Below are 22,049 nucleotides of genomic sequence, written 5' to 3' on the forward strand. Positions count from 1 at the left end.
AATGATGAATATCGTAAATGGTGGAGAGCATGCAGATAATAATGTTGATATCCAGGAATTTATGATCATGCCTGTAGGTGCTCCAACATTCAAAGAAGCACTTCGTATGGGTGCAGAGATTTTCCACAGCTTGAAGAAAGTACTAAGTGGAAAAGGCTTGAACACAGCTGTAGGTGATGAAGGTGGATTTGCTCCAAACCTTGGTTCAAATGAAGAAGCTCTTTCTACAATTATTGAAGCAATCGAAGCAGCTGGTTACAAGCCAGGTGAAGAAGTTAAGCTTGCAATGGATGTAGCATCTTCTGAATTCTACGAAGATGGCAAATACAACCTGAAAGGTGAAGGCGTTGTTCGTACTTCTGAAGAAATGGTTTCTTGGTACGAAGAAATGATCAACAAATATCCAATCGTTTCTATTGAAGATGGATTAGATGAAAATGACTGGGAAGGTCACAAACTTCTTACAGATCGTATCGGCGACCGTGTACAATTAGTTGGTGATGACTTGTTTGTTACAAACACTAAACGTCTAGCGCAAGGTATCGAGCAAGGTGTAGGTAACTCTATCCTTGTAAAAGTAAACCAAATCGGTACATTAACAGAAACTTTCGAAGCAATCGAAATGGCGAAACGTGCTGGTTACACTGCAGTAATCTCTCACCGTTCTGGTGAAACAGAAGATGCAACAATTGCAGATATCGCTGTTGCAACAAACGCTGGTCAAATCAAAACAGGTGCACCGTCTCGTACAGACCGTGTAGCGAAATACAACCAGTTACTACGTATCGAAGACGCATTAGCTTCTTCAGCAAAATACGCAGGCCAAACAGCGTTCTATAACTTAAACAAATAAGCATATAACCAAAAGATGGACTCTGACAACCAGAGTTCATCTTTTTTTATATAACAAGCAGAAGATATAACAGAAAGTGTAGTGCGAAGAATGACTCAGCTGAAGTGTGCAATATTGCCGTTCCGTAAATAAACTTCGCTTTCCATGGGCGTCTGTCAAGCCTCCTCGCTCGCAAAAACCGCTCACTGCGGGGTCTCGCCTAGGACTCTGATCCCATAGGAGACTACGTTTATTTACTCCACTAGAATTACAGTTCTTTATTTTTAAAATGCTGATATTACGGCATATAATTTACGTGCAACGTCATATTTGATATAAACACCACATTCAGTTCACTATTCGTTGCTCTCATTGGTCTAGAACTCTATAAATAGCTGGGGGAAAATAGGAGACTCTTGTGGGAACAGCGCGAGCTGAAGATCCACTTGTTAAAGTGGGTTTCTTTAACAAGTTAGCTGAAGCCGTGCCCACAGAAAGCGACTGTTTTCCCCCAGCGGAGCAATTGCATTTACAAAATTAGTACCTGAGTGCAACCATAATCAATGTCCGAAAATACGGCTTATGTTTAAATATAAAGTCTAAACAGTTCCGAGGGGCTAACATTGCGCTATTGGGCGGTTTACGTGTTATAATGTGGATGATTAATTTATTTGGAGGTAACTACTATGAAAGAAATACAGCCTGCTGAGTTAGCTGAGAAATTGAAAAGCGGAGAAAAGCTGAATATTATTGATGTAAGAGAAGATGAAGAAGTTGCAGGAGGTATCATTCCTGGTGCAAAACATATTCGATTAGGCGAAATTCCAGAGCGTATCAATGAGTTAGAGGAAGGTAAACATTACTATATGGTTTGCCGTTCTGGAGGACGCAGTGGCCGCGCAACAGAATATTTAGAAGCAAAAGGTATTCAAGCAACAAATATGGCTGGCGGGATGCTGGCATGGGAAGATGATGTAGAAATACCAGACGAGAAGTAATTAGACAATTGTTGTCGATATAAAATAGGCTTATCCTGTAAAGGATAAGCCTATTTATTTCTAGAAAGGATTTTATCTCTATATATTACTGATTTGTTTTCTCACGAACAAAAGCTTCTACTTCATCAGCAGTGTTCATGCTTAACAGCTGATCTTTGAATGATTGCATCTCTTCTTTTGACAGGCCTTTGATTTGTGTACGAGCAGGTAAAATAGATGTTGCGCTCATACTGAATTCATCTAAACCTAATCCTAAAAGAATCGGAATTGCAATAGAATCACCAGCCATTTCTCCACACATTCCAGCCCATTTGCCTTCAGCATGTGCTGCCTCAATAACATTGTTAACAAGGTTTAAGATAGCCGGGTGGTATGGTTGGTATAAATAACTAACACGTTCATTCATACGGTCAGCAGCCAGTGTGTATTGAATCAAATCATTTGTTCCAATACTGAAGAAATCAACTTCTTTCGCAAATTGACGTGCAATTACAGCCGTTGATGGGATCTCAACCATAATACCAATTTCAATGGAATCAGAGACTTCCACACCTTCAGCAATTAATTTGTCTTTTTCTTCTAATAAGATTTTTTTTGCCTGACGGAATTCATCTAACGTTGCAATCATTGGGAACATAATTTTTAAGTTTCCATATGTACTTGCACGAAGAAGTGCGCGTAATTGAGTACGGAAAATATCATCACGTTCCAGACAGAGACGAATTGCACGGTAACCTAAGAATGGGTTCATTTCATCAGGTAATTCCAAATATGGTAATTCTTTGTCTCCACCAATATCAAGTGTACGAACAACAACAGGTTTTTCGCCCATTTGTTCTAATACAGATTTATAAGCATCAAACTGCTCATCTTCAGTAGGCAGACTATTTTTACCCATATAAAGGAATTCGGTACGGTAAAGACCAACACCTTCACCACCATTGTTTAATACACCTTCTACGTCTTCTGGTGTTCCGATATTAGCTACTAATTCCACATGAGTTCCATCTGAAGAGGTAGTAGGCTCATCTTTTAGTTTTGCCCATTCTTGTTTCTGTTTTTCAAATTCTTCTTGTTTTTGCGTATATTTAGTAACTTCATCATCTGAAGGGTTAATAATAACTTGTCCATCAATTCCGTCAATGATCAGAAGATCTCCTTCTTTAACAGTTGAAGTAACTTCTTTTGTACCAACTACTGCCGGAATTTCAAGAGATCTAGCCATAATTGCAGAGTGAGAAGTTCTACCGCCAATATTTGTTGCAAAACCTTTAACAAATTGCTTGTTTAATTGAGCAGTATCAGATGGTGTTAAATCTTCTGCAATAACAACAACTTCTTCATTGATTAAAGCAGGATTCGGGAATGATACATTCAATAAATGTGCCATTACACGTTTTGTTACGTCTTTAATATCCGCAGCTCTTTCTCTCATATATTCATTGTCCATATTTTCAAACATTTGAATAAACATTTGAGCTGTTTCATCTAACGCAAATTCTGCATTAACCTTATCCGTTTCAATCTTATCTTTAATTGGATTAATTAATTCCGGATCACTTAACACAAGCAAATGAGCAGAAAAGATTTCAGCATGTTCGTCTCCAAGAGAAGTTCTCGCATGTTCTTTAATCTTTTCTAATTCTGATTTAGAAACTTCTAATGCATTTGTCAGGCGTTCTACTTCACTTTTTGCATCTTCAATCGCTTTCTTCGTAAAAGAAAGGTCTGGAACTGCCAATTTATATGCTTTCGCTATGGCGATACCATTTGATGCTGCAATACCTGTTAAAATACTCATGAAAGAATTACTCTCCTAGTCCTTCTGATTTAATTACTTCCACTACACCGTCTACAGCTTCCTGCTCATCAGAACCTTCAGCAATAACTTTGATTTCTGCACCTTGAGGGATACCAAGTGACATAACTCCCATGATTGATTTCAGGTTAATGGACTTTCCGTTATATTCTAAAGTCATATCTGAAGAATAGCTTCCTGCTTTATTTACAAGAACTGTCGCCGGGCGAGCATGAACTCCTGTTTCGTCTGTGATTGTTACTGTTTTTTCTACTGCCATAGTAAAAAACCTCCTGTTAAATATATGATTAATGTATTGCTACCTTTTAATTTTACTCTTTTTTATTGTTAATTTTCAAGATATCGATTGAAAAGTTTAAAATTTTTGTAAAAAATCAATAAAAGTAGCAACATCATTATAATGACTGTATGTCGAATTATCAAGTAATTTGTTTATTGATCCAGTTTAGTATATCCCGAAATACTATTTCTTTTTCATGTTCGTTAAGTATTTCATGTCTCATTTTCGGATATATCTTTAATTCCTTATCATCTGATGGATATAAACGCGCAACAGAATTCATGCCTTCTCCGTAGTTTGTCACAGGATCGTCTTCTCCCGACAGAAATAATAGAGGAATTTGTTTGTTTATCTGAGCAATTGCCCGTTTTTGCTGGATCTTGTCAATTCCTTCATATAAATCATAAAAAAATTGATTTGTTGGGATAAAGCCGCATAAAGGATCTTTTATATATTCTCTGACCAATTCTCTGTCCGTAGAGAGCCAGTCAAATTCTGTTTCCTTCTCCGTTCTCTTGTTGTACTGATTAAATGTGAGTTTATTCATAAATTGGCCAGGAGCTGTCTTTTCCTTTATTCTGGATATTGATTTAACAAGCGCTTTTCCTGCTTTTAATATAGAGGAAGGTTGGTACCCTGTCCCGATTAAGACAACTCCGGAAACATTCCTTTCCTTATGTAAAGTTAAATACCTTCTGGTAAAGAATGATCCCATACTATGTCCAATTAAGAAGATAGGCAATGCAGGGTTTTTCTGTTGAATACACTCGGTGATTTCCATTAGATCGCGAACAGCCCGGTCAAATCCGTCCTCATGGCAAAAGTACCCCATCTTGTTTTGCTTTTCACCTGTTCTCCCATGCCCTCTATGATCATTTCCATATACGAGTATGTTCTGACTATTAAGGAATGTTGCGAAATCATCATACCTTTCGATGTGTTCTGCCATACCATGGACGATTTGAACAATTGCACGCGGACTTTTCACTTGATTCCACATCCTTAAATAGACAGGAATTTGATCAGACATTGCCAGCCATTTACTTGTTTGCATTATCATCACCTCTATGATTGGTAGGTTCACTATATTTTACCATGTCTACAACTGCTTTTGGAACATCCTCTATAATAGAAAAATTGCAAAAAAACTTGCTAAACATAGACATATTGTGCTAAATTGATATTATGTATTTGTACGTCTAGGAGGTGTTTGCAACATGTTAGCAACAACGGCAATGATTTTGCTAATTATTGATGCAATCGTATTAATTGTTTTTGTATTATTACAATCAGGAAAAAGTGCAGGTTTGTCTGGAGCTATTTCAGGTGGAGCTGAACAATTATTTGGCAAGCAAAAAGCAAGAGGAATTGACGCAGTACTGCAAAAAGGTACAATCATTACAGGAGTGTTATTCTTTCTGTTAACTTTTTCTATTGCTTACTTGTTATAATTCCCTTGTATTAGGAATAGGGTCATAACAATAATAAGGGCATCCTTTGCAATAATGCGAAGGGTGTTCTTTTCAATTACAGAATCATACGGAAGGGAATGAATCCAAATGAAAATGAAACAGCCTGAGCCATTTATGTTTAAAGGAGACGAGCGTGCGGTATTACTATTACATGGTTTTACTGGTCATTCTGCAGATGTAAGAATGCTTGGAAGATACTTGAACAGTCTGGGATATACATGCTATGCCCCTATTTACCGAGGTCATGGAAAATCACCGGAGGAACTGATCGATGTCACTGCAGATCAATGGTGGGAAGATGTGCAGGAAGCCTATCAGTATTTAAAAAAAGAAGGATACGAAAAAATTGCAGTTGCCGGACTTTCCCTTGGAGGTGTATTAGGTCTAAGGCTTGCATGTAATAATCCGCTTCAGGCAGTTGTTACAATGTGTTCGCCTATGTTCTTTGATAATGAAGAACAATTAACGATTGGATTCAGACAGTTTGCGAAAGAATATAAACAATTAGAGAAAAAAGATGATGAGACAATTCAAGAAGAGATAAACCGATTGTTGGAAAATTCTAAAGAACTGTTTAAGCAAATTGCTGAATCAATTGAACGCGTAAAAGAAGATATTGATATGCTCTATACACCAGCATTTGTTGTCCAGGCGACAAATGACAAGATGATTAACACAGAAAGTGCGAATTATATTTATCAGACAGTTGAATCTGATCAGAAACTGATTAAATGGTACGAAAACGCCGGTCATGCAATTACATTTAGTAATGCTAAGGATGAACTACATAAAGATATTGCTGAATTTTTCGCATCACTTGACTGGTAATTTGCCATAATAATAATAGAAATAGAAAGAGGTGAATTGGATGGATCTACAACAGAAATTATTGGATTTTTTTCAAGAAAATGCGACTAAACCACTATCTGTCCAAGAAATAGAAGAAAGTTTGCAATTGGATAGCAGTGAAGAATTTACCGAGCTGATGAAAGCATTAAATCACTTAGAGAATAACGGTGAATTAATCCGGACAAAGAAAAATCGTTATGGTTTGCCAGAAAAAATGAATCTGATTCGAGGAAGAATTCAGATGCATGCAAAAGGGTTTGCTTTCCTCATTCCGGATGATGAAGCAATGGAAGATGTCTATATAAATGCCGCTGATTTACAGTCAGCAATGAATGGTGATATTGTCTTCGTAAGAGTAGACCAGAGAGATGATGACGGAAAACGCGCGGAAGGTGTTGTTGTCCGGATTATCGAAAGACATACAAAGCAAATTGTCGGAACATACGATGACAATGGAGCATTTGGCTTTGTTATTGCAGATGATAAAAGAATTCCTAATGATATCTTTGTACCGAAAGGACAGTCTAAAGGGGCGGTCAGCGGTCATAAAGTTATTGTAGAAATCACAAAATTCCCTGAAGGACGAATGAGTGCAGAAGGGGAAGTTGTTCAAATTCTGGGACATAAAAATGATCCTGGTATGGACATTTTATCCATAATTTATAAAAACGGCATAGCGATCGATTTCCCTCAGGAAGTACTGGATCAGGCAGAAAGTGTTCCAGAGAAAATTTCTGAGGCAGATTTAAAAGATCGACGGGATCTAAGGCAAGAAACTATTGTGACGATAGATGGTGCAGATGCGAAAGACCTAGATGATGCAGTTACCGTATCAAAACTTTCTAACGGTAATTATAAATTAGGTGTATATATTGCTGATGTGACTCATTATGTGAAAGAAGATTCTCCAATTGATAAGGAAGCATTTGAAAGAGGAACAAGTGCTTATTTAGTTGATCGCGTAATTCCGATGATTCCACATCGATTGTCAAATGGAATTTGTTCATTAAATCCACAGGTGGACCGTCTTGTACTTGGTTGTGATATGGAGATCAATGCAAAAGGGGAAGTTGTCAGCCATGAAATTTTCCAGGGTGTCATTAACACAACAGAACGAATGACATACAAAGCAGTGAACCAGATATTAGTTGAGGACGATCAGGAGCTTAAAGAACGATATAACTCTCTTGTACCAATGTTTGAAGATATGCGTGATCTGGCCGAAATTCTTCGTAATAAGCGCTTTGGCCGTGGTGCAATTGATTTCGATTTTAAAGAAGCACAGGTGCTTGTTGATGAATCTGGAAAAGCAGAGGATGTAGTAATAAGGGAACGATCAGTTGGTGAAAAACTAATAGAGGAATTTATGTTATGTGCCAATGAAACAATTGCCGAGCATTTCCATTGGATGGATGTTCCTTTTATTCATCGTATTCACGAAGATCCAGACCCATCAAAATTACAGACATTCTTTGAATTTATTGCAAGGTTTGGGTATGTCGTAAAGGGAACCTCGAATGAAATTCATCCACAGGCATTACAGCAAGTATTGGATGAAGTTCAAGGAACAGATGAAGATATGATAATTTCTAAGTTGATGTTGCGCTCAATGAAGCAGGCCAAATATGATCCTCAGAGTATTGGTCACTTTGGTTTAGCAACAGAGTTTTACACTCATTTTACTTCACCGATCAGACGTTATCCGGATTTGATTGTCCATCGTCTTATTCGTACTTATTTAATTGAAGGAAAGCTAGATGCAAAAACGAGAAATCATTGGAAAGAGAAAATGCCTGACATCGCTCGTCAAGCTTCAATGAAAGAAAGAGCAGCAGTTGACGCAGAACGAGAAGTGGATGACCTCAAGAAAGCCGAATTTATGCAGGATAAAATTGGCGAAGAATTTGAGGGTGTTATCAGTTCTGTAACAAACTTCGGTTTATTTGTGGAATTGCCGAATACAGTAGAAGGATTAGTTCATGTCAGCTATTTAACTGACGATTATTATCATTTTGATGAACGATCTTATTCCATGATCGGGGAACGAACAGGAAATGTGTTTCAAATAGGTGATGCCATCACGGTGAAAGTCGCTCAAGTTAACTTAGATGAGCGCTCTGTCGACTTTGAAATTGTGGGAATGAGACCGAGAAAAAGCAGAGAAAGAAAAGAAGAGCCAAAAGTCATAAATGCAAGAAGAGATAAAGGCGGTTTGAAAAAGACTGCCAAAAAAGCGCAAAAATCTGGTGTGAAAGCAAAGAAAAAGAAAAACGGTCGAAAAAAGAAGCGGAAATAGAAGTGCTTTCGAGCCTTCTGTTTCCTGTTTTTACACGTTAGGAAATGATAAATACTGCACGGAAGTGTTGGACTGCGTAGTGGAATTTTTAAGTTCCAGATAAAATAACCCATTTGCTAAAAGGTGAGCGAATGAGCGTTTTTCTCATTCAAATTATGTAATTGCTTCCTCCATTAGCGCATTTTTATGATTTTTGCTACAATATGTTTACGTAACATTTAGGAGGAACAAGCCATGGTAAAGAATGACGGAAGAGCAATCGCCCAAAATAAGAAAGCAAGACATGATTACTTTATAGAAGAAACCTATGAAGCAGGAATAGTACTGCAAGGTACAGAGATTAAATCTATTCGTAAGGGACAAGTAAATTTAAAAGACAGTTTTGCAACAATCCGAAATGGAGAAGTATATTTAAATAATATGCATATTTCTCCATATGAACAGGGGAACCGCTACAATCATGAACCAACACGAGCAAGAAAATTATTACTCCACCGCAAACAAATTGATAAACTAATCGGTGAATCAAAACAAGCGGGATATTCTTTAGTTCCATTAAAGGTTTATATCAAAAACGGTTTTGCCAAGATATTAATTGGGCTGGGTAAAGGGAAGAAAAAATATGATAAGCGTGAAGATTTAAAACAAAAGCAGGCAAAGCGGGATATGGACCGTGCGATAAAAGATCGAGGCTAATAACGGAAATTGGAAATCTTGTTTACTTGAATTTTGCTAGAGATGTGTTATAATTATATTTGTTGATTCGGTTAGACAATTCATAACAATTTCATATATAAGAGCTTAGATAACTCTTATCCGTATCTTCTTATTATTAAGGGGACGTTACGGATTCGACAGGGGTAGGTCGAGCTCAGGTTGCGCGTCGAGGTTACGACTCGTAAAACGTTAACGCCAATAATAACTGGCAAAGAAAACAATTACTCTTTAGCAGCTGCCTAAGCACTGACTAAAGGATCCTTCCTGCCATCGCCCATGTGGCAGATTGAAGGGTCTCACTTATTAGTGGGCTACGCTGTGATCCTCCGTCTGGGGATTTGCAGAAGAGACTAATCAGACTAGCTGCTCGGACGCCTGTTGGTAGGCAGAACAGTTAGCGAAATCGCGAATATACCAACTACACGTGTAGAAGCCTGAGTGCCGATATCCTTGGACGTGGGTTCGATTCCCACCGTCTCCACCAATACATATGTTGGTGGTTTTTTTGTGTTTTCGGACTATCTCATAAGTTTACTCTATTCATTTGTTTATAATAGAATATATTAATGTTCAGCGCCAATCTGCCGTTACAGATGGCGCTTTTTCTCATTATATAACGTAGGTTGATTTGACGCTGGCAGATATAAATAAGTATAATAAAATTGCATTATGTGTAAGCGTTAGCAAAAATTTCAGAAATGAAGTGATTCAATGATCCATCTACTGAAGACTTATTACAGAAATTTAAGGCTTAAACATAAAATGGTTATTTTAACATTCCTTGTCTTGCTTACATTCAGTATAGGCGGGGTATCAATCCTTCAATATGCCTTTCATCTGTATAATAAAGAAATCTACCGTCAATCTGCCCAAGCGTTACAGGTATCGACCAACTCCATTGAAGCGGAATTGAGAAAATTAGAAAGACTGTCTTATCAAATTTCAACAGATACATATGTTCAGTCATACTTGATCGAATTGGCTGATACAGAATCTAGCTACAATCGATATATGATTGGTGCAGAGTTAAGGAAAAGGCTAATAGATATTGGGGCACTTAGTAAATATGTACAATCAATTCAGGTATATGATAATTTTGACAGAGAATATGCCAGCGGTATAGCTTTAAAGAATTTGAGCAAACAAAGATTAAATCAGATAAAGAGATTAACGGAACAAGAAGAGGGCGGTGCTGCCTGGTTATCACCGACAGAGGAGGATGATTCGATCATTGTTGCACGGGATATCCGTGAGTATTTAACTTTCTCTTTTGAAAAATTAGGGACAGTGGGAATTCGTGTGGACATTAAAGAAATTGTCAACGAGATTACTAGTAATCTAGAGGACGAGGATACGAGCTTCTTAATATTTGATCAGGAAGAAACACAGATTTTTACAAATGAAACGCCAATTGAAAAGGTAAAACCATCACACTTTGCGCTTAATAAACAAGGGTACCAAATAGTAAAAATTAATAAAGAACGATATTTCCTGACATACTCAGAAGCCAGTGATTTAGGCTGGACTTACATGATACTTACTCCATACAGTAACTTGTTTATGGTCATAACCCAAGCAAGAACTGCTGTTTTTGTTACATATTTAGCTTTATTCTTATTCGTCATCTTCTTAGGTTCTAAATTTACTGGCACGATTGTCAATCCAATTGAAAGCTTAAACCGCAAAATGAAAAAGGTGCAGACTGGTCATTTTGATTACGAGGATTTAAACACAGAAAGTTATTTTACGAAAGATGAAGCTGGCCAAATGCATGAAAACTTTAAAAAAATGATGAACCAAATCAATTATTTAATAGAAGAAAACTATAAAAAGCAATTGTTAATTAAGGAATCTGAATTCAAAGCATTGCAAGCTCAAGTAAATCCGCATTTTTTATATAACACATTAGAATCAATTAATTGGTCAGCCAAAATTGCCGGAGAGAAAAAGATTTCACAAATGGCCGAATCACTTGGCTATGTTCTCAGAGCTTCCATCAATATGAAAAGCACACTTATTCCATTAAGTGAAGAAATATCAATTGTGGATCATTATATCACCATCCAGAAATACCGTTTTGAAGACAGGCTTTATTTTACCAAACATATTCCGGAACATTTACTTAGAATGGATGTTCCTAAATTTATATTACAGCCACTTGTAGAAAATTCAATCCGTTATGGCTTACAGGAAATGATGGGCAGGTGCGAGATAATCCTGGAAATTAAAGAAACGGTGCAGAATATTGAAATAATCATCAGTGATAACGGACCGGGAATGACAGTTAGTCATCTGCACAATGTTAGGAAAGGAGAGTACGAGCCTAAAGGAAACGGAATTGGGTTAAAAAATATAAGTGAACGGATTAAAATTTTATTTGGTAATGATTATGGACTACGAATGGAAAGTGAACAAAATAAAGGGACAAAAGTTGTGATTATCCTGCCAAAGGAGGCAAAAGATCAATATGTACAAAGTGCTGCTGGTAGATGATGAGCGGATGATTTTAGACGGAATTTCGATTATTGTGGACTGGGAAAATCATCAAACAGAATTGATTGGAAAAGCAATGAATGGATTAGAGGCATTAGCTTTGATAGAAGAGGAGGAGCCGGATATCGTGATTACAGACATCACGATGCCCGGCCTTGATGGAATCGGTCTTGTTGCCAAAGCGAGCGAAAAGTTCCCTTCTGTAAAATGGATATTTTTATCAGGTTACGATGAGTTTGAGTATGCAAGACAAGCAATGAAATTTGGTGTAAGACACTATCTCTTGAAACCATGTAATGAAAATCAGATTTCAGAAGCCTTAAGTGAGTTAATATTAGAAAAGAAGGAAGAAGAGCAAACTCTCCAATATATGGAGACGATTCAGCAAGAAGCCTCTAAATTATCTGAATATGAACAGGAAGACATATTAAAGCGATTTCTTACCGACATAACACCTGCAAAAGAATTGTATGAAAAAATGAGCAATATCATTTACTCGAAATTTGAAAGGGATCAATATCAATTGATCCTATTTCACTGTGAAAAAGCAAATACAATGTTAGCAGAAAATCAATGGGCTGATTTGGCCGCATTTTTTGATACGAAAGCACTTATAAGTACAATTATTGATAATAACTTACTTGTGTTATTGGAAGCAGATAATAAAATTGCGGAAAAAATTAAATTATATCAAGATACAAGGCAAAACAACTGGTCAATAGTTATCTCCCCGCAATACTCCGTAAAAGGGATTATAGATACCAAATTGAATTATTATGATCTCATTATGCAACTATTTTATCAATCTAAAGGACAAGTTATTTCATCTGATAATTTTATAGAATTTCAAACAAATATTGAAGACACTTCACAACTAGATTTAAACCAACTGATTGTTCATTTAAAGAAACAATCTGATGAAAAAGCTATGACCTTGATCACACAGTTTGGCGAAGAACTGAAACAACATAAAATCAGTCCTAAAATTGCCAAAGGATATTTCATTCAATTTTATCTGCTGTTAATGAGTAAACTTCATTCTGTCATGCAGGAAGACCGATTTGAAACAATTTCAAAATTGGAAAGTTTTTTACATTTAGAAACATTTTATCACTTCTTTGATCAATTGTTTACGGAACTAATAAAAACTGACCCAGCACCAAGAAGGTATTCTGCAGTTGTACAACAATTAATGGAATGGATAGAGAAAGAAATCCATAATCCAGAATTATCATTACAATGGTTAGCGAATAATTGTCTTTTTATGAATGCTGATTATTTAGGCAAGGTATTTAAAAAAGAAGTTGGTCAGCGTTTTTCTTCCTATGTTACTAATGCCCGAATTAATAAAGCGATTGAAATCATTGAATTGGAAGAAGATATCAAAGTTTTTGAATTAGCGGAAAGACTGGGCTTTGGTACGAATCCGCAATATTTTAGCCAGCTGTTCAAAAGGATCAAAGGATTCACACCATCAGAAATCATCAAAAATCCAGATTGAGAAACCGCTTACGAAAACTCTTTTTTTTAAACATTTATCTCTGTTTTTTCTATCATAGAATATTGTGGAAAAATGATATGATTAATCTGTAATCGCTTACAGTAAGCGTCTATAAAAAGGGGAGGGAAAGAAATGAAAAAATCTTTGTATTTGCTGTTAGGTTTCATGACCGTATTAATCTTAGCTGCATGTGGCGGTGAAAATGGTACGGAGGAAACAAACACAGATGGCGGAACAGAAGAAACAGGGAATGAGTCCGGAGAGGCTTCTGGTGAGGATGTTACACTGCGAATCGCATGGTGGGGTGAGCAGACAAGACACGACAGTACATTAGAAGTAATCAAGATGTATGAGGAACAAAATCCCCACGTGACAATCGAGCCGGAATATGCAAGCTGGGAAGACTATTGGCGTAAACTAGCTCCACAAGCTGCAGCTAATGAATTACCAGATATTATTGCAATGGATTTATCCTATCTTTCTCAATATGCACAAAACGGTCAGTTAGCTGACTTGACACCATTTCTGGAAAATGAAATTGATGTGAGCAATATATCAGAAGACAATGTTAATGCAGGAAGAATTGACGATAATTTATTTGGCTTTAATTTAGGAGTTAATGCAGTAGGATTCCAATATAATCCACAGAAATTATCAGAGATCGGATATGATGAAATTCCTGAAGGATGGACTTGGGATGACTTCCAGGAAATGTCCCAGGCAGCTGCTGATGCAGGAATGTATTTTGATAATGGATTCCAGGCAGATGTATTCTTCAACTACTATTTACGTACAAATGGGGCGCGTTTATATGCAGAAGATGGCAGCGGGTTAGGATATGAGGATGACCAATTGTTTGTAGACTTTTTCTCCATGACGACAGAAGAAGTGGAAAAAGGTGCAACACCTACCCCTGATTTCTTAGCACAATTAGCTGGGCCGGAAGATGATCCAATTATTAAAGGCGAAGGTGTAGGTATTTTCCAATGGTCGAATCAATTCGTTGGATTAGAGGAGTTATCTGGATTAGATTTTGAAATTGCACCAATGCCTGGTCCAACCATGGAAGAGGGACTTTTCCTGAAGCCTAGTATGTTCTTCTCTGTTGCAGAGAATTCCGAAGCAAAAGCAGAAGCTGCAAAATTTATCAGCTTTTTCGTCAACAATGTGGAAGCTAATAAAGTCATTTTAGGTGACAGAGGTGTGCCGATCAATTCGGAAGTGCTTGAAGCATTAAAATCAGAAGTTTCCGATTCACAAGCACAAGTATTCGAATATATTGAATGGGTTGAGAACAATAGTACACCTATGGGGCCGGCAGATCCGGCAGGTGCAGGAGAGATTATCGAATTATTAACAAGTCTTTCTGAGCAAATGGCCTATGGAGAAATAACTCCGGAAGATGCAGCAACACATTTCAGAACACAGGCAGAAAGTATTCTAGGTAACTAATATTAGAGATGATAGCTGATCTGATTATAGATCAGCTATCATTTTAAACAAGCTGGAAGGGAGCTGATTATGTTGCAATCACATATGAAGCAGAATTTATGGGGCTACCTGTTTATTGGTCCATTTATTATTGGTTTCCTGGCCTTTACGATAATACCAATCATTTCATCTTTATATTTTTCCTTTACTTCATATGATTTGTTTTCTCCACCACGGTGGATAGGTTTAGATAACTTTACTCAAATGTTTACAGAAGACCCGCGTTATTTACATTCATTAAAAATTACGTTTATCTATGTATTTGCTGGTGTTCCTTTACGATTAGCGTTTGCCCTGATTGTTGCCATGTTGCTGAATACAGCATCAAGGGCAGTCGGTTTGTATCGTACCATGTATTACCTTCCTTCATTAATCGGAGGAAGTGTTGCGGTTGCCATCATGTGGCGTCAAATCTTTGGTGATGACGGGATTGTTAATCTTGCGCTTGGTTTTATCGGTATCGATGCAGTCAGGTGGTTTGGGGACCCGACAGCAGCATTATGGATGTTGATTTTCTTATCAGTATGGCAATTCGGTTCCTCAATGTTAATTTTCCTGGCAGGATTAAAGTCAATACCACAGAGTTACTATGAGGCAGCAAGTGTTGATGGGGCAAGCTTTTTCCAAAAGTTTTTCAATATCACGCTGCCAATGTTAAGTCCCGTTATTTTATTTAATGCTATCATGCAGACAATTGGGGCATTTATGACATTCGTACCTGCATTTATTATTTCAAAAGGTACTGGCGGTCCGTTGGATGGTACATTGCTGTACTCCCTATATTTATTCAAGCAAGGTTTCGAGTTCTTCCACATGGGCTATGCATCTGCTATGGCGTGGATCATGTTAATTATTATTGCGATATTAACATCGATCATTTTCTTCACTTCAAGATTTTGGGTGCATTATGAATCAGAAGGGGGCAGATAAAAATGAAATCCAAACATATTAAAAAGCTGATTTACCATGTTCTTGTTGGTGGATTCGCTATTCTGTTACTCTATCCGGTTATTTGGCTTATTATGAGTTCCTTTAAACCAAGCTCAGATATTTTTGTGACAGCAGAGTCGTTAATTCCTAATCCTTTTGTCCTGGAAAATTATGCGATTGGATGGGAAGGTTTCGGTGATTACGGGTTTGGTACCTTCATTAAAAATACTGCTGTCTTTGTAGCGTTTGTATTAGTAGGTCATTTAATTTCCTGTTCCTTAATCGCATTTGGATTTGCTCGGCTGAAATTTGTTGGTCGGAATTTCTGGTTTGCAATTATGATTATGACCTTGATGCTTCCATATGAAGTTGTCATGATCCCTCAATATATCATTTTCGCAGAATTAGGCTGGCTTAATTCCTTGAAGCCATTAGCTGTACCGGCATATTTCGGTCATCCATTCTTTATTTTCTTACTTGTTCAATTTATCCGGACAATTCCGAGAGAGTTGGATGAAGCTGCAACAATCGATGGCTGTAATACGTTCCAGATTTACTACAGAGTCATCTTGCCATTAATTGTACCAGCACTTGCCACAACGGCAATTTTTACATTCTACTGGACATGGGATAATTTACTTGGACCTGTTTTATATTTGAACAGCCCGGAGAAATACACTGTTTCAATGGCATTAAATATGTTTTTAAGTAATGAGACAGTATCAAACTGGGGAGCAATGTTTGCAATGTCAACAGTTTCACTTATTCCGGTTTTTGTTATCTTCTTCATCTTCCAGCGTTATGTTGTCGAAGGAATCAGCACAAGTGGTTTAAAAGGTTAAAAACATCAAAAGAGGTGGGAAAAATGCAAGCAGTGAATAAAGCCCTGGAATGGATTGCGAATGTTGCATACTTAAATATATTATGGATCTTGTTTACACTTATGGGTGCAGTAGTTCTGGGGGTATTTCCTGCTACTGCAGCCACTTTTATGGTATCGAAAAAGTGGATTTCAGGGGATAGTGATATTCCGGTTTTTCAAACATTCTGGCAAACATTCCGCACATCTTTTAAAAATGCCAATATTCTTGGTTTTATTATAAGTCTGTTCGGATATATTCTTTATCTGGATTTTGTCTTTATTACCGTTGCTCCTCACAATTATGTGTTATTACTGACGATACCGTTTCTGTTTATCAGTCTTTTATTTTTTCTGACGGTAATGTATGTTTTTCCTGTATTTGTTTATTATGAAATGAGGATCATCGAAGTTTTCAAAAGTTCATTCTTTATTATGATCCTGAATCCTTTAAAGACAATCATTATGGCTTTTGGAGTGTTTGGGATCAGCTTTATTTTATGGCATCTTCAACCACTGCTTTTTTTCTTCAGTATAAGTTTGCTGTCGATCGCGCTAATGATGCCGGCAAGGAAAGCTTTCGATAGAATTCAACAAAAGAAGGAACAATATGATGACAAGAAATTGGTAGAAGAATAGAATAATTAATCTTATTTTTAAACATAAAATACGAAATTGAAATATAAATGTAATATTTCGCTAATAAAAATGACATATTTCTATGTTACACTGTTGCTAGTGAATAGATAGAGATATTAATAGATAACCCTTTACATCTATATTCGCTACTACATTTAATAGATTGAAGGCAGGGGAAACGAGTGCGAGATATGAAGTTATTTATGAAACAAGCAGCAGTAACTGCAACAGTTGTAACAAGTTTATTTTTTGTACATAGTAATTCTGTTCAAGCAGAGACAAAAGCCGAAATTCAAGCACAACGTTCTGAAATACAAACTGACATAGAAGCAAAACAATCTGAAATTGAAAGCATTAAAGAAGAATTAATTACGTTGACAGAAAAATTGCATCGATTAGAAGAAGCGATTAAAGATAATGAGAAAGTAATGCAGGATACGGAAAATAATATCACGAAAGTAGAAGAAGAAGTAAAAAATCTTGAAGCCGAGATAAGTGAACTGCAAAAAGACATTGATCGCAGGAATGAGATTTTAAAAGAAAGAATTTCATCAATGCAGCAAAGTGGCGGAACAAGCAGTTACCTTGAAGTTCTTTTTGGAGCAACAGACTTTTTAGATTTTATTGACCGCTTTTCACTAGTAACAAAAATAACAACTGCTGACCAGGACTTACTTGATGCACAGGAGACTGATAAGCAGAAGTTAGAAAACAACAAAGCTTCACTTGATCAAAAGCTGTCTGAATTAGAAGAGATGGCGATTGAATATGAAGAAATGCAAAAACAGATTATAAATCAAAAAGACGAAAATGAAGCGGTTAAAGAAGAACTAGAGCAAAAGCAGGAAGCAAATCAGGAAGTACTGGATGACTTGGAAATTGAAGATGAAATCTTAGCAAATAAAGAAAAAGCTATAGAAGAAGCGAAACGTCAACAGGAAATATTACAAAGCCAGCCAGCTGCAAATGTAAATTCAGGATCTTCTGAACTTTCAAGTTTGCCGCAAAGTTCAGGATCTACTTCTGTTGCTACGGGAAATCTGCAGACAATTATAAATGCTGGTAACAGATATATTGGTAACTCTGTTTATGTTTTTGGTGGCGGAAGAAATGCATATGATATTGCAAATGGGCGTTTTGATTGCTCAGGTTTTGTAAGCTGGGCCTTCAGACAAGGTGGTATAAGCTTACCAGCTAGCACATCAGGAATGTCCGGAGTAGGTGTGAAAGTTTCCACAAGCGAAATGAAACCAGGTGACCTTGTATTCTTTAATACATATAAAACAAATGGCCATGTTGGTATTTACCTTGGAAACAATAAATTTATCGGTTCACAAAACTCTACAGGTGTAGCTGTCGCTGACATGAGCAGTGGCTATTGGGCAAGTACTTTTTCAGGACACGTACGCCGCGTAGTACAATAATAAGAGGCAAAAAGTCAGGAACTTTTAATAAGTTCCTGACTTTTTTGTGTAAAAAAGAAAGAAAGGCCGTGATTGTCCGGCCTTTCTTAAATAACCATTTAGCAATATTTATTATATGCTTCAGTTAATTGGTTAATAATCTCTTCAACCTCAAAACCTTCAATCTGTTCTCTGGGAATAAAATACTGCAGCTCGCCGTCTTTAACGATTGCCATTGATGGAGAAGAGGGTTCGATATCCGTAAAATAAGATCTCATTTGGGCAGTTGCTTCTCTATCCTGACCAGCAAATACTGTCACAAGATTCTGTGGTTTCTTTTCATTTTTTAATGAATGTATTGCAGCAGGTCTTGCCAAGCCTGCAGCACAACCACACACTGAATTAATCACAACCAGAGCTGGTTGACTGTTCTCTTTCATAAATTGATCTACTTCTTCTGGTGTATTTAATTCTTCAAAGCCAGCATTGGTTAGTTCTTCTCTCATAGGTCGAGCGACTTCTCGCATGTATTCTTCATATGCATTCATTCGTTTGTTCCTCCTTAAATTGCACCTATTATCAGCATTTTACCAAATTACAATGAACTAGACGAATAATTTGATTGACTTAATTTCACTTTCAACCAGCCTCTTACACTATTAATAAACCATATGTGGTCAAATTGCGGAATGTCGGTGAGATATATTTGCTTAACCTCTAACACTTTTTCTTCAATCAATTTTGCACGGAGAGTTCCGTTTAATAATCCATCCGTTACAGGTGGTGTATAAAATTTCCCATCTTTCTCAAACACAACATTTCCAATTGTAAACTCTGTTATCTGTTTATTTTCATTCCAAAGCAATGTAGTTAAATAATCTTGTGGTAAATGCTGATCAAACTGCTGATAAATTTCTCGATTCGTAGTTTTATGATACAAAAATACATTATCAATACTTACTGGTTCATTTGCCAAAACCGCTTTAATTGGTTGTTTGATTTGCTCAATTTTTTCTGATGCAATGGTACTGTTCCCGTCCTGGTTAAGCAGTAACCTAATTTTATACTTTCCCTCTGGAATATTATTTGCACAAGTTAACAATTGCTCAATGAGGTCCTCTTTTTTGCAATGAAAGGAAAAATAATTAGCCGAATTCATTAATCTTTGCAGATGATAATCAAGCATTGGATATTCTCCATTTTCTAATAAAATGGATTCAAGTAACGAAAATGATGGGCGATTTTCGACTAAAAAGGCTGCCTTTTGCATCCATTCCTCGTATTCACTTGCACTAGAGGAATTCCATGTTACACCACTTCCCGTCCCATAAAATGCATCCCCAGAATTATTATCAATCCACACTGTTCTAATAGGTACATTAAATATCGCTTGCCTGTCTGGTCCAATCCAGCCGATTGCCCCACAATAGACATCACGAGGGGTTGTTTCCATTTCAGCAATATATTTCATTGTTTCTACTTTCGGAGCACCGGTAATTGAGCCACATGGAAATAATGCTTGAAACCAGTCCCATACAGTTTTATTTTCTTCTATTTCCGCTTCAACGGTGGAAGTCATTTGATGTACTGTAGGATACTGCTCAATCTCAAACAATTTTTTCACATGGACACTGCCTGGTTTCGCAATTCGGCCTAGATCATTTCTTAATAGGTCAACAATCATAACATTTTCCGCACGATCTTTGACAGAGGCATGTAATTGCTCTTGTAATTGCTTATCTTCCTCCATTGTTTTCCCGCGTTTAATCGTTCCTTTCATTGGTTTTGTAGTAATCATTCCATCATTTACTTGAAAAAATAATTCCGGCGATATGGATAGAATCTGGTAATCATCAATGTCAATAAAGGCACTATATGGAGCTTGCTGATTTTTTCTTAATTGCTGATAGTACTGAAAACTATTTCCTTGGAAATTAGCACATAGTCGAGTAGTGTAATTGACTTGATATGTGTAACCTTGCTTGATAAGTGATTTTATTTTTTTCATCATCTGATCATAATGGTCGTTTATAATAGTATTCCGCCATGAGGAAATATTGTATGATAACTCTTGTCTTGGTACGGAAGTTGTTTCCTCTGCGAACACACCAAACCACACTAAAGGGAACGAACTCTTCTTATTTACTGCAAAATTATGATCAAACGCTGGTGCAGCCTCGTATGAAACAAACCCTGCAACATAATAGCCGCTATTTAATGCTCTTTCCACCTCATTAAATGCAGTGTCTGCATCTGCAATACTCCTTGCTGTAATCACTTTAATTGGATTAGCAAAGTTCTTTTCCATTCCACTGAAATCAAATTGGAGAAAGGGAGTCATTTTATCACTTCCTTCGGTTTGTTTAACAGCAGGCTATTTTGTACAATTTCAAATCCATGCTCTGTTAAGATTGCTTCAGGATGAAATTGTACCCCTTCAATTGCCAAATTGGTATGCTTTACTGCCATAATTAATTGGTCATTTGTTTCGGCTGTAATTAATAAATCATCCGGGAAGCTACATTTGTCAGCTGCCAGCGAATGGTATCTTGTCACACTTAGTGGCGATGGCAAATTCTGAAATACACCAGTCTGATTATGAGAAATCGAAGAATTTATTCCATGCATTGGCTGGCCTGATGAAACAATCGATCCGCCAAAAAACTCTACAATAATTTGCATACCTAAACAAACACCGAAAATGGGGGTGTCTGTATACAAATTTTTTAATATAGGCAGACAAATTCCCGAGTCCTTAGGCGTACCTGGACCTGGTGATAATACAATCAATTCAGGATCTAATGACTTGATTTGCGCAATGGAGATTTGATCATTGCGATAAACGACGACTTCTTTAGATAATTCCCTGTAATACTGGACCAGGTTATATGTAAATGAATCATAATTATCAATAATTAAAATCACAATTTTCCCTCACTTTAAAATAACGTTAGTAAGTATTATATCTTAACAGTGAGTTTTTAAAAAGCTAGCAGAAATAATTGGTTTATGAAGAGTCTGTCAGTAAAAGAAAAAGCGGAATATACGGATGAAGAAGCAGGAAAGTCGCAAAAAGAAGCAGGAAAGTCGCAAGAAGAAGCAGGGAAGTCGCAAGAAGAAGCAGGGAAGTCGCAAGAAGAAGCAGGGAAGTCGCAAGAAGAAGCAGGAAAGTCGCAAGAAGCAGCAGGAAAGTCGCAAGAAGCAGCAGGGTAGTTGCAAGAAGAAGCGGGAAAGTCGCAAGAAGAAGCAGGAAAGTCGCAAGAAGAAGCAGGAAAGTCGCAAGAAGAAGCAGGGAAGTCGCAAGAAGAAGCAGGAAAGTCGCAAGAAGCAGCAATAAAAGTACAAAAAGGAGCAAATTAATATTTTCTTCATATAGATTAAGAAGCCGGTTTATCCTTATAGCAGCAAGGGGAAATCATTGATCTCCTGTTGACTTTCTATATACTTTTCGTTATAATAAAAACGCACTT

At 36.9% G+C, this 22,049-nt stretch carries 21 protein-coding genes and 1 other RNA gene; 16 read left to right on the forward strand and 6 right to left on the reverse strand.

Features of this window, described 5'->3' with window-relative positions:
• On the forward strand, positions 1-853 hold an 853-nt coding region (gene eno / locus F9U64_RS12715; protein WP_228275706.1), incomplete at its 5' end, for a phosphopyruvate hydratase.
• A 665-nt stretch (positions 854-1,518) separates the two neighbouring features.
• Positions 1,519-1,830 carry a rhodanese-like domain-containing protein gene (locus F9U64_RS12720; protein WP_153404033.1) on the forward strand — a complete coding sequence of 104 codons (312 nt, stop codon included), beginning with the start codon at positions 1,519-1,521 and terminating at the stop codon, positions 1,828-1,830.
• A gap of 85 nt (positions 1,831-1,915) precedes the next feature.
• Here F9U64_RS12720 and ptsP read toward each other — a convergent pair whose 3' ends face one another.
• The 3 genes from ptsP to F9U64_RS12735 form a co-directional block, all read right to left on the reverse strand.
• Positions 1,916-3,631, reverse strand: a complete 1,716-nt coding sequence (gene ptsP, locus F9U64_RS12725; RefSeq protein WP_153404036.1) for a phosphoenolpyruvate--protein phosphotransferase — start codon at positions 3,629-3,631, stop codon at positions 1,916-1,918.
• Between the two features lie 7 nt (positions 3,632-3,638).
• A complete protein-coding gene (locus F9U64_RS12730) occupies positions 3,639-3,908 on the reverse strand; it encodes a phosphocarrier protein HPr (RefSeq protein WP_153404039.1) in 270 nt (89 codons plus the stop codon).
• Between the two features lie 160 nt (positions 3,909-4,068).
• Positions 4,069-4,983: an alpha/beta hydrolase gene (locus F9U64_RS12735; RefSeq protein ID WP_153404042.1), complete on the reverse strand. Its 915-nt coding sequence runs from the start codon at positions 4,981-4,983 to the stop codon at positions 4,069-4,071.
• 163 nt (positions 4,984-5,146) lie between these two features.
• Here F9U64_RS12735 and secG point away from each other — a divergent pair, with 163 nt between their 5' ends.
• From secG to F9U64_RS23515, 12 genes are all read left to right on the forward strand, one after another.
• Positions 5,147-5,380, forward strand: coding sequence for a preprotein translocase subunit SecG (gene secG, locus F9U64_RS12740; protein ID WP_153404044.1), 234 nt, complete (start codon positions 5,147-5,149; stop codon positions 5,378-5,380).
• Between the two features lie 108 nt (positions 5,381-5,488).
• Entirely contained in the window at positions 5,489-6,229 is a 741-nt protein-coding gene (locus F9U64_RS12745) for an alpha/beta hydrolase (protein WP_153404048.1), read from the forward strand.
• A 40-nt stretch (positions 6,230-6,269) separates the two neighbouring features.
• Positions 6,270-8,546 (forward strand): ribonuclease R, encoded by a 2,277-nt coding sequence (gene rnr / locus F9U64_RS12750; protein WP_153404051.1) that lies wholly within the window; start codon positions 6,270-6,272, stop codon positions 8,544-8,546.
• A 234-nt stretch (positions 8,547-8,780) separates the two neighbouring features.
• Entirely contained in the window at positions 8,781-9,242 is a 462-nt protein-coding gene (gene smpB / locus F9U64_RS12755; RefSeq protein ID WP_153404054.1) for an SsrA-binding protein SmpB, read from the forward strand.
• A gap of 140 nt (positions 9,243-9,382) precedes the next feature.
• Positions 9,383-9,747, forward strand: a transfer-messenger RNA (tmRNA) gene (gene ssrA, locus F9U64_RS12760).
• 227 nt (positions 9,748-9,974) lie between these two features.
• Positions 9,975-11,756, forward strand: a complete 1,782-nt coding sequence (locus tag F9U64_RS12765) for a sensor histidine kinase (protein WP_153404057.1) — start codon at positions 9,975-9,977, stop codon at positions 11,754-11,756.
• A complete protein-coding gene (locus F9U64_RS12770; RefSeq protein WP_153404060.1) occupies positions 11,731-13,257 on the forward strand; it encodes a response regulator in 1,527 nt (508 codons plus the stop codon). The genes F9U64_RS12765 and F9U64_RS12770 overlap by 26 nt, the downstream gene beginning before the upstream one ends.
• A gap of 132 nt (positions 13,258-13,389) precedes the next feature.
• The gene (locus tag F9U64_RS12775) at positions 13,390-14,709 is read left to right on the forward strand and encodes an ABC transporter substrate-binding protein (protein ID WP_153404063.1); all 1,320 of its coding nucleotides are present in this window, start codon (positions 13,390-13,392) and stop codon (positions 14,707-14,709) included.
• Between the two features lie 69 nt (positions 14,710-14,778).
• The gene (locus F9U64_RS12780; RefSeq protein WP_407647325.1) at positions 14,779-15,678 is read left to right on the forward strand and encodes a carbohydrate ABC transporter permease; all 900 of its coding nucleotides are present in this window, start codon (positions 14,779-14,781) and stop codon (positions 15,676-15,678) included.
• 2 nt (positions 15,679-15,680) lie between these two features.
• On the forward strand, positions 15,681-16,520 hold the full coding sequence (locus F9U64_RS12785; RefSeq protein WP_153404068.1) for a carbohydrate ABC transporter permease: 840 nt from the start codon (positions 15,681-15,683) through the stop codon (positions 16,518-16,520).
• Positions 16,521-16,543: 23 nt separating this feature from the next.
• Positions 16,544-17,176 (forward strand): YesL family protein, encoded by a 633-nt coding sequence (locus F9U64_RS12790; RefSeq protein WP_153404071.1) that lies wholly within the window; start codon positions 16,544-16,546, stop codon positions 17,174-17,176.
• A gap of 191 nt (positions 17,177-17,367) precedes the next feature.
• Positions 17,368-18,600: a coiled-coil domain-containing protein gene (locus F9U64_RS23515; protein ID WP_323125855.1), complete on the forward strand. Its 1,233-nt coding sequence runs from the start codon at positions 17,368-17,370 to the stop codon at positions 18,598-18,600.
• A gap of 98 nt (positions 18,601-18,698) precedes the next feature.
• Here the strand turns inward: F9U64_RS23515 and F9U64_RS12800 are convergent, their stop codons facing one another.
• The 3 genes from F9U64_RS12800 to F9U64_RS12810 are packed head-to-tail and all read right to left on the reverse strand — an operon-like array spanning position 18,699 to position 21,504.
• A complete protein-coding gene (locus F9U64_RS12800; protein ID WP_153404076.1) occupies positions 18,699-19,127 on the reverse strand; it encodes a BrxA/BrxB family bacilliredoxin in 429 nt (142 codons plus the stop codon).
• Positions 19,128-19,174: 47 nt separating this feature from the next.
• Positions 19,175-20,920: an aminodeoxychorismate synthase component I gene (gene pabB / locus F9U64_RS12805; protein WP_153404079.1), complete on the reverse strand. Its 1,746-nt coding sequence runs from the start codon at positions 20,918-20,920 to the stop codon at positions 19,175-19,177.
• On the reverse strand, positions 20,917-21,504 hold the full coding sequence (locus tag F9U64_RS12810) for an anthranilate synthase component II (RefSeq protein WP_153404082.1): 588 nt from the start codon (positions 21,502-21,504) through the stop codon (positions 20,917-20,919). Before F9U64_RS12810 ends, pabB begins: the two co-directional genes overlap by 4 nt.
• Before the next feature lie 84 nt (positions 21,505-21,588).
• Between F9U64_RS12810 and F9U64_RS12815 the strand changes: the two genes are divergently transcribed.
• Both F9U64_RS12815 and F9U64_RS12820 read left to right on the forward strand, forming a co-directional pair.
• Positions 21,589-21,792: a hypothetical protein gene (locus F9U64_RS12815; protein ID WP_153404085.1), complete on the forward strand. Its 204-nt coding sequence runs from the start codon at positions 21,589-21,591 to the stop codon at positions 21,790-21,792.
• Positions 21,793-21,939: a hypothetical protein gene (locus tag F9U64_RS12820; protein WP_153404088.1), complete on the forward strand. Its 147-nt coding sequence runs from the start codon at positions 21,793-21,795 to the stop codon at positions 21,937-21,939.
• The last annotated feature ends 110 nt before the right edge of the window (positions 21,940-22,049 follow it).

Source organism: Gracilibacillus oryzae (assembly GCF_009498735.1).
Lineage (GTDB): Bacteria > Bacillota > Bacilli > Bacillales > Amphibacillaceae > Gracilibacillus > Gracilibacillus oryzae.